Annotated in this window: 10 protein-coding genes; 4 read left to right on the forward strand and 6 right to left on the reverse strand. The window is 36.8% G+C overall.

All coding sequences use genetic code 11. The features are described 5' to 3' along the window. Positions 1 to 450: 450 nt before the first annotated feature. Entirely contained in the window at positions 451 to 1,479 is a 1,029-nt protein-coding gene (gene ltaE, locus A3GQ_RS0111515) for a low-specificity L-threonine aldolase (protein WP_028777176.1), read from the reverse strand. Positions 1,480 to 1,638: 159 nt separating this feature from the next. On the opposite strand from ltaE, the gene A3GQ_RS0111520 reads away from it, so the two are divergent. Continuing rightward, a complete protein-coding gene (locus tag A3GQ_RS0111520; protein WP_028777177.1) occupies positions 1,639 to 2,199 on the forward strand; it encodes a helix-turn-helix domain-containing protein in 561 nt (186 codons plus the stop codon). Between the two features lie 972 nt (positions 2,200 to 3,171). On the opposite strand, the gene A3GQ_RS0111525 is transcribed toward A3GQ_RS0111520, so the two are convergent. The 3 genes from A3GQ_RS0111525 to A3GQ_RS0111535 are packed head-to-tail and all read right to left on the reverse strand — an operon-like array spanning position 3,172 to position 4,043. Next, positions 3,172 to 3,378 carry a hypothetical protein gene (locus A3GQ_RS0111525; protein WP_028777178.1) on the reverse strand — a complete coding sequence of 69 codons (207 nt, stop codon included), beginning with the start codon at positions 3,376 to 3,378 and terminating at the stop codon, positions 3,172 to 3,174. Positions 3,379 to 3,426: 48 nt separating this feature from the next. Beyond that, positions 3,427 to 3,630, reverse strand: a complete 204-nt coding sequence (locus tag A3GQ_RS0111530) for a helix-turn-helix transcriptional regulator (RefSeq protein WP_028777179.1) — start codon at positions 3,628 to 3,630, stop codon at positions 3,427 to 3,429. A gap of 14 nt (positions 3,631 to 3,644) precedes the next feature. Next, positions 3,645 to 4,043, reverse strand: coding sequence for a hypothetical protein (locus A3GQ_RS0111535; RefSeq protein WP_028777180.1), 399 nt, complete (start codon positions 4,041 to 4,043; stop codon positions 3,645 to 3,647). 317 nt (positions 4,044 to 4,360) lie between these two features. Here A3GQ_RS0111535 and A3GQ_RS28515 point away from each other — a divergent pair, with 317 nt between their 5' ends. After that, positions 4,361 to 4,540, forward strand: coding sequence for a YolD-like family protein (locus A3GQ_RS28515; protein WP_425423375.1), 180 nt, complete (start codon positions 4,361 to 4,363; stop codon positions 4,538 to 4,540). On the opposite strand, the gene A3GQ_RS0111540 is transcribed toward A3GQ_RS28515, so the two are convergent. Next, complete coding sequence (locus A3GQ_RS0111540) at positions 4,520 to 4,747, reverse strand: hypothetical protein (protein ID WP_028777181.1); 228 nt, start codon at positions 4,745 to 4,747, stop codon at positions 4,520 to 4,522. The genes A3GQ_RS28515 and A3GQ_RS0111540 overlap by 21 nt on opposite strands. A 133-nt stretch (positions 4,748 to 4,880) precedes the next feature. On the opposite strand from A3GQ_RS0111540, the gene A3GQ_RS0111545 reads away from it, so the two are divergent. Then, positions 4,881 to 5,174, forward strand: a complete 294-nt coding sequence (locus tag A3GQ_RS0111545; protein WP_028777182.1) for a hypothetical protein — start codon at positions 4,881 to 4,883, stop codon at positions 5,172 to 5,174. A gap of 278 nt (positions 5,175 to 5,452) precedes the next feature. Here the strand turns inward: A3GQ_RS0111545 and A3GQ_RS0111550 are convergent, their stop codons facing one another. Next, positions 5,453 to 5,818, reverse strand: coding sequence for a MerR family transcriptional regulator (locus tag A3GQ_RS0111550; protein ID WP_028777183.1), 366 nt, complete (start codon positions 5,816 to 5,818; stop codon positions 5,453 to 5,455). A 133-nt stretch (positions 5,819 to 5,951) separates the two neighbouring features. Between A3GQ_RS0111550 and A3GQ_RS0111555 the strand changes: the two genes are divergently transcribed. Then, a complete protein-coding gene (locus A3GQ_RS0111555) occupies positions 5,952 to 6,869 on the forward strand; it encodes an NAD(P)-dependent oxidoreductase (protein ID WP_037464697.1) in 918 nt (305 codons plus the stop codon). Positions 6,870 to 7,052: the final 183 nt, after the last annotated feature.

A 7,052-nucleotide genomic window follows, 5' to 3' on the forward strand; every position in this document is an offset into this window, starting at 1 on the left:
CACACCAAAAAAAGAATGCGCTTACAATTATCTCCCTTGTATTCAAATCTCCAAATCCAAAACATATGTAACATTAAACTATATGAAACATGATAAATCAATAATAAAATCCAACTAATCTCCCTTGCATCTATTGCGTTACATTAGGCAAAAGGTCAGGAGTTCTTGCCACAAATATTGAAATATGATTTTGTTGCAAGAACTCTCATTCGGCTAAGCATATATGTTGAACCTAAAAATTTTTCCTTAGAGCATCTATTTCTATTTCATATTGTTGAATAGAATCCTCATTATATTCTTTCGTAAGAAATGTTGACCATTTTTTTCAGAAATTCCCAATTGCCATTTTTATATTCTCTGATTCTGTAAATGCGGAATTATACATTTGCATATAGTCAGCCCATGCGTACTGAACCCAATGATAAATATTTTTGAAAACATAAGATAAATTTAATAATTTAGTATTTTTCGGCTGGCTAATAACACTTTATCGATGTCTTTCTTAGTAATGCTATTGTTAGTAACAAATCTAATATTGTTAGGACCAAACGTCCCCGCTAATATGCCATGTTCTTTTAATTGATGTAAGAAAATCTCCATGGTTTTATTTGAATTAGTGATGTTGATTAAAATAATATTTGTCTCCACTTTATTTTCAATTACTATCCCTTTAATATTCAAAAGTCCTTCGGCAAGTTGCTTTGCGTTTTCGTGGTCTATCTCAAGAAGATTTACATTTTCTTCTTCTAGTGCAATAATACCAGGTGCAGCTAGGACACCAACCTGTCTAAGCCCTCCACCTAAGCGTTTACGCCACTTTCGAGCTTTGAAAATAAAATCAGAGGAACCTGCAATGATTGAACCAACAGGTGCTCCCAAACCTTTAGATAAGCAAAACTGAACAGAATCGGTATACTTTGCAAATTCTTTCACTGGGATTTGAGTAGCTACAGAAGCATTAAATAATCGTGCACCATCTAAGTGAACAGGTATACCATATCTTTTGGCTATTTGATAGATATTTTCCATATTTCCGGGTGGAATAACAGCTCCACCTGCTTTATTATGCGTGTTTTCTATGCAAATAAGACCAGTTTCAGGCTCATGGATATCATTGCCCCGGATGGCTGCTTCTACATCACTTGGTTTCATAGCACCACGTTCACCAGCTAAGGTCTTTATTTGTACTCCAGCAAATACAGACAATGCTGCAGCTTCGTAAAGGAATAAGTGCGCTTGGGCTTCCATTATTACTTCTTGGCCAGGCTTACAGTGTACTAATCCCGCTATTTGATTTCCTTGAGTACCACTTGTTACAAATAAGGCAGCTTCCTTTCCAAGTATTTTAGCTGCGATTTTTTCTAGCTTGTTTACTGTTGGATCATCACCGTAAACATCATCCCCTACTTCAGCCTCGTACATCGCTTTCCTCATCTTTTCGCTTGGCTTTGTCACTGTATCACTACGAAGATCTATCACGATTAGTCCTCCTCATTATTGTTTATAATAATGTAAAATGTATAATATATTATACAAGTATAAAATCAATTTATAGATGGATCAAGTATTCGTTACCTGCGTTTACGATATCAGCACAAGAGAAGGAAAATATACATTATTATAGAAAGGATTTTCACAATGAACCATCATCGCTTAGGACAAACCGTATTAGGTTATCGTCGAAAGAATGGGATGACCATTCGCGAGTTCGCAGAATATGCAGGGATCAGCACTTCGCTTATTAGTCAAATAGAAAGAGGACAAGCCAACCCCTCTTTAAGTGTTTTAGAATTAATTGCAAAAGCATTGCGAGTACCTCTGTTTTCCCTCTTCATTAATGAAATTGATACAGATTCACTTATTTCAAGAAAACAGGATCGAAAGAAAGTGTTTCGTGAAAATAGTGATCATATTGTCTATGAGGTATTGACTCCAGATTTTATGAAAGCAAATATCGAGATCTTAATGATGGATTTAAAGGCAAACTCAAACACAACAGAAGGGCATTACATACATAACAATAAAGAAGAGATTGCCGTTATCATGAAAGGACATGCTTATGTCGAACTGGAAAGTACCGAATATTTACTAAATGAAGGAGATGTCGTACGTATTCCACCGAATATAAAGCACCGTTTTCTGAACAAAAGTGATGAACCAAATCATATTTTATTTGTACTAACTCCATCGTTAACGTAGAGGTTCTGGTAACTTAAATCTAATCTCTCCATAAACTTCTCAATCGGAATAAAAACTTCACCATGCTTTTCTATGATCTTCTTATTGGCCCAGTGATATGGGGGGTAGTCCGAGATAACTCCAAAAGCGGCACGATAGATACATATATTTTCCAGTGTGGCCCCTCATTCCTCGAATCGTTCACGCGCCCTAGGAAGATACGTGTAAAAATAGGACATAGCCTAGGAATATTTCCCAAAGTGGCACTTCAATGTGCGAATCGGTGCCGTACCAGCGAAAATGTCATTACCCGCAAAGTAGATTACATATATTAACATCTAGATTGCACCTCGTGACAGCAACACTGTTAACGTACAGGTAATCTGATATATTGTGTCTAAGAAATGTCTAAACGGGGTGGAGGTAGCGAAGCTCAATTTTGCCGCCATCTGTCCAATAAATGGAAAAATGACTTGAGATTCATTTAAAAGCCCAAGTCATTTTATAATCTATCTATACAGGAAATTCGGGGATTACACGTTCATACTCCCCCTGTGCCTCTGCAATAGCAAGCTTCGAATATACTTCAAGCGATTGACGGCTTGCATGTCCTGAATAAGGTTGAATAAGCGCATCGTCAATTCCTTGTTTTTGGGGTCACCGTACCCAAAGAAGAAAAATACACGTTAAGACATATTTTGGACACATTTTAACCGACTACCTACACGTTAAGGTAAATAGTCGGTTGTTTGTATTATTACTCACTTTTTATTTACATTCTTTTTTGGGGTAGTGACAGGGTTGCTGCTCTAGTCCGCAAGATCATTTCCAATTGTTGGGCAAATTAGGGTTCGTTTGCTGGTTTTGCCCCTACTAAATCCTTGTTTTTCCCCTTACGCCCAATCTTCACTCCGTGTTCCCTCTATTTCTCCCATTTGTTTAAGTGATTTCATTCACAATATTTCAGTGAAAAATCGAACTTCTTATTAATTACTACTTCATAATAAATGCAATAACCCCTACTATAATACACAGAATTCCACTTAAAAATTGTCCTAATCCTGATGCTTCTCCCATTAGTATTAAATTGAATATGTTCTTACTCTTTCGATTTTTCCCAAATAAACCATTGTCTGTTCTCATACGATAAATTCCCCAGACTATTAAAATTACTCCAAAAATAAATAATATAATAAGCATTTATGTTCCTCCGTTGTTTGTTTAATATGTGCATCTTTATGAAATGTATTATTTGTCATCTTCATCAAACATAAAAGTTTCTTCAATTGATAAATTAAAAACTGAAGCTATTTTATACGCAAGTAGCACAGATGGATTATACTTTTGTTTTTCTAATGAGATGATTGTTCTTGAAGATACACTTACTTTATCAGCTAATTCTTGTTGTGTTATTCCGTGTTCTACTCGTAATTCTTTTACTCTATTTTTCATAAATCCCACCTTGATTAAAGGACATGATTATAATATTTTCTAGAACCAAATTCACTAATTATTAAAGATATTAAAACAATTAATAATGCAGTATTTGTAGGGATTACCACAAAATTAGTTAAAAACATAATAATTAAAATTTCATACATCAAAAAACGAATTAAAAAGTGAGCAACTTTTCCATCAATTAAAATATCTCTTTCATCATATTCCTTTGACATTTCCTTTTCTAATAATTTGTTATTGCGGGATTTAAGGTAAGAAATTATTGAAATTAACAAAATTATTCCACCTATGAATAACATGACATGACCAAAATTAAATCCTTCTGATGTATCGAGATTTATTTGAATAAACCCCAATGCCATTAATAAGGTTGAGTATAAAAGTCGCTGTATGAATAGATTTTTCAAATGTACCTCTCCTAACTAATTCCACATGAAGTTGACTTCACATGAAGTTGACTTCACATGAAGTTGACTTCACATGAAGTTGACTTCACATGAAGTTGACTTCATAATAACCTTTTTCAAATCAAATATCAAATGGTAAATAATAGTGCTTTAAGTAGCGGAATATTTCATCATTTGAACAATTTTAGTTTTAATAGTGTTCAACTAAACTACCTTACCAGAGCATCGGGAAGCGATTCTAAAACAGAGGAAAAAAGCGAAAAAGTTTAAGCCGCCAGAGATAGACAGAGCAACAATGGCAGGATATAGCTTACATCATCGGGGAAGCTGTAGAATATGAACAGCCAATAGTAGTTACATATGCAGGAGAATATGAGGAACTAGCCTTTTGCGGATATGTTGATAAAGTAGATCCTCAAAAGTATTTACAACTGAGCAACGGAAACCAAACGAAGAGAATACCATTCACCAAATTATTAGCTGTTGATTGGCCATAAAGAGAGTTGTTGCCCGGGATCGAAGTTCAGCCGAAAAGCTTTATGTGTCATCACTGTACCAGCTAACTGCAAGCCGTCCACCACTATCACATGATCAAATGACACCTGCACATTGCGCGAGGTTACAGCCTCAATACGAGCGGATACATTTTCATATAGAGTACCTTCTTTACCATGCCAGATATCGTTTATTTGAAGCTGTTCCATTTGGTCGCTCCTTCGATCGTATCATTTCGGGAAAAATACACGTTTAGACATTTCTTAGACACAATATATCAGATATTGTACACGTTAAGGATCGTGGTAAACTCTTTTTATATCATTGGAGGGAGTTTACATAATGCGTGAAGTATATCCGGTTAAATACTATAGCAAAAAAGGCTTTGTAGAACGCACGATAGAGATCAATGAGGAAGACTTAGAAGAAATCATTGAGGAATATTTATTGAGGCATGCTAAGTTTGATTTTGATGAGATCGAATTGGTGAACAACCGACCTTTCAATATATGGCTTCACGCTAAATGCAGAACATTTCTTCCTGAAGAAGATCCAGAGTTAAGTGAAGCATATGCTGATGCAGATATTGAGATTGAAAGAGACTATGACGGGAACCCACTTATAGGTGGTGTGTGAACGTTTCGCACATTGAGGGGCCACACTGGAAAATATATGTATCTGTATGGCCACTTTTGGAGTTATCTCGAACTGGCAGAAAAACGCGGATTTACAGCGTTAAGCCACTCACACGAGTGGTATTTTTTATGTTCTGGAGGTGGTGACAGTGACGTTATAGGGTATCTATCAGTGGAAAGCGACGAGTTTTTATAACGTTAATCGTCCTGTAAATGATGTGTTTCAGTCGTGATCAAACCAAACTCGTCACATTCTCCTATAGAATATGACGAGTCTCATTATGAATCACTCTTTTTAATTTGGTTGATTTGCTTTTCCAATCGCTTTTTAACAGTATTCAATGTATCTATGTTTCTGTTGACTTCATTCAATCTTTCTTCATAAACCTCCAACGTTTCTTCGCAAAGATACTCGTAATCAGGATAGACAAAGTTATCATGACAATTTAAGACTCCTCTTATCTGATCTGTAGTTAGTCCTAAACCCAAATAAATCTGGATGATTTTAATACGATCAATGGCAGATTCATCAAAATCTCGATAACCATTCTCAAGGCGAGTAGCAGTAATTAAACCTTTCTTTTCATAATGCCGGATAGATCGAACGCTGACACCAGTCCTTTTTGACAATTGGCCAATTTCCATTAGAAACGTTTCTCTCCTTGTAAGCACTCATTAATATTTAGTTTTTTACATGATACCAGAAATATTTTGTTGCCCTGACACTAGTGTCATACTTTAGAATTCATTTGTAAACACATTTGGAGGGATGGATATCATGAATCATACAAGAAAAGGCCAAGTAAAAATATATAATGACAGTGGTAAAGAACGTACACCTATAACAGTTTTGGGATTAGGTCCAATGGGCCAAGCATTGGCAGGAGCTTTTTTAAAAAATGGTCATCCTACAACCGTATGGAATCGTACTGCTGAGAAAGCAGAGAATCTTGTTAAGCGAGGCGCCGTTTTGGCAAATACGGTTACGGATGCAGTCAAGGCTAGTCCTTTTATAGTTATTTGCGTGATGGATTACGATGCAACACAAGCCATTCTCAAACCAGTAGGTAATGATCTAAAAGGACTAACCCTTGTGAATCTTACAACCAGTTCGCCAGAACAAGCACGTCAAACGGCTGTGTGGGCTTCTGAGAATGGATTTGGCTATCTTGATGGAGCAATCTTAACCCCGCCCGTAAATATTGGGACTTCTGATGCTCACATCCTATATAGTGGGATAGAAACAGTCTACAATACCCATCAGAAAACTTTGGCAAGTCTGGGCGGTACTGCTACATATCTTGGTACAGATCCTGGAAGAGCTTCCGCCTATGATATTTCTTTACTTGATTTTTTTTGGACATCCATGAGTGGCTATATTCATGCACTCGCAGTTGCCAAATCAGAGAACATCACGGCGAAGGATTTCGTTGGATATGCCCAAGAGCTCATAACAACATTTCCATACATTTTGACTCATTTTGCAGATGATGTGGACTCAGGTCGATATCCAGGGGAAGAATCCAATATTACCTCAGCTAAAGCTGGGATGGAGCGTATTATTCATACTTCCCAAGCACATGGAATCGATGTCAGTGTACTTAGTGCTGTCAAGGCGATTGCCCAAAAGGCAATTGATGAGGGACATGGTACCGATGGGTTTTCTCGGCTAGCTGAGGTAGTTACTCGTTCATAAATATTTATAAGCTTAGTTGAGACTCCACACGACTAAAGTCGTGGGATTCTTAGGTAGTTAGCGCACTCACTCCATTTCTGCTTTGTGCAACTCCCAAGTTCAGGGCTGTCTCATCAGCCCGTCCCATGCAGTTAGAAGTGTACCCACATGGGCGGAACGCCTGTTACCAGCGTTCTAGTCCTC

The organism is Shimazuella kribbensis DSM 45090, assembly GCF_000428065.1.
Classification (GTDB): Bacteria; Bacillota; Bacilli; order Thermoactinomycetales; family Thermoactinomycetaceae; genus Shimazuella; species Shimazuella kribbensis.

Bases quoted from the DNA above. Each gene is read 5' to 3' on its own strand.
- A3GQ_RS0111520 (WP_028777177.1), top strand. From the start codon at position 1,639: ATGAACCATCATCGCTTAGGACAAACCGTATTAGGTTATCGTCGAAAG.
- A3GQ_RS0111525 (WP_028777178.1), bottom strand. From the start codon at position 3,378: ATGCTTATTATATTATTTATTTTTGGAGTAATTTTAATAGTCTGGGGA.
- A3GQ_RS0111530 (WP_028777179.1), bottom strand. From the start codon at position 3,630: ATGAAAAATAGAGTAAAAGAATTACGAGTAGAACACGGAATAACACAA.
- A3GQ_RS0111540 (WP_028777181.1), bottom strand. From the start codon at position 4,747: ATGGAACAGCTTCAAATAAACGATATCTGGCATGGTAAAGAAGGTACT.
- A3GQ_RS0111545 (WP_028777182.1), top strand. From the start codon at position 4,881: ATGCGTGAAGTATATCCGGTTAAATACTATAGCAAAAAAGGCTTTGTA.
- A3GQ_RS0111550 (WP_028777183.1), bottom strand. From the start codon at position 5,818: ATGGAAATTGGCCAATTGTCAAAAAGGACTGGTGTCAGCGTTCGATCT.
- A3GQ_RS0111555 (WP_037464697.1), top strand. From the start codon at position 5,952: ATGAATCATACAAGAAAAGGCCAAGTAAAAATATATAATGACAGTGGT.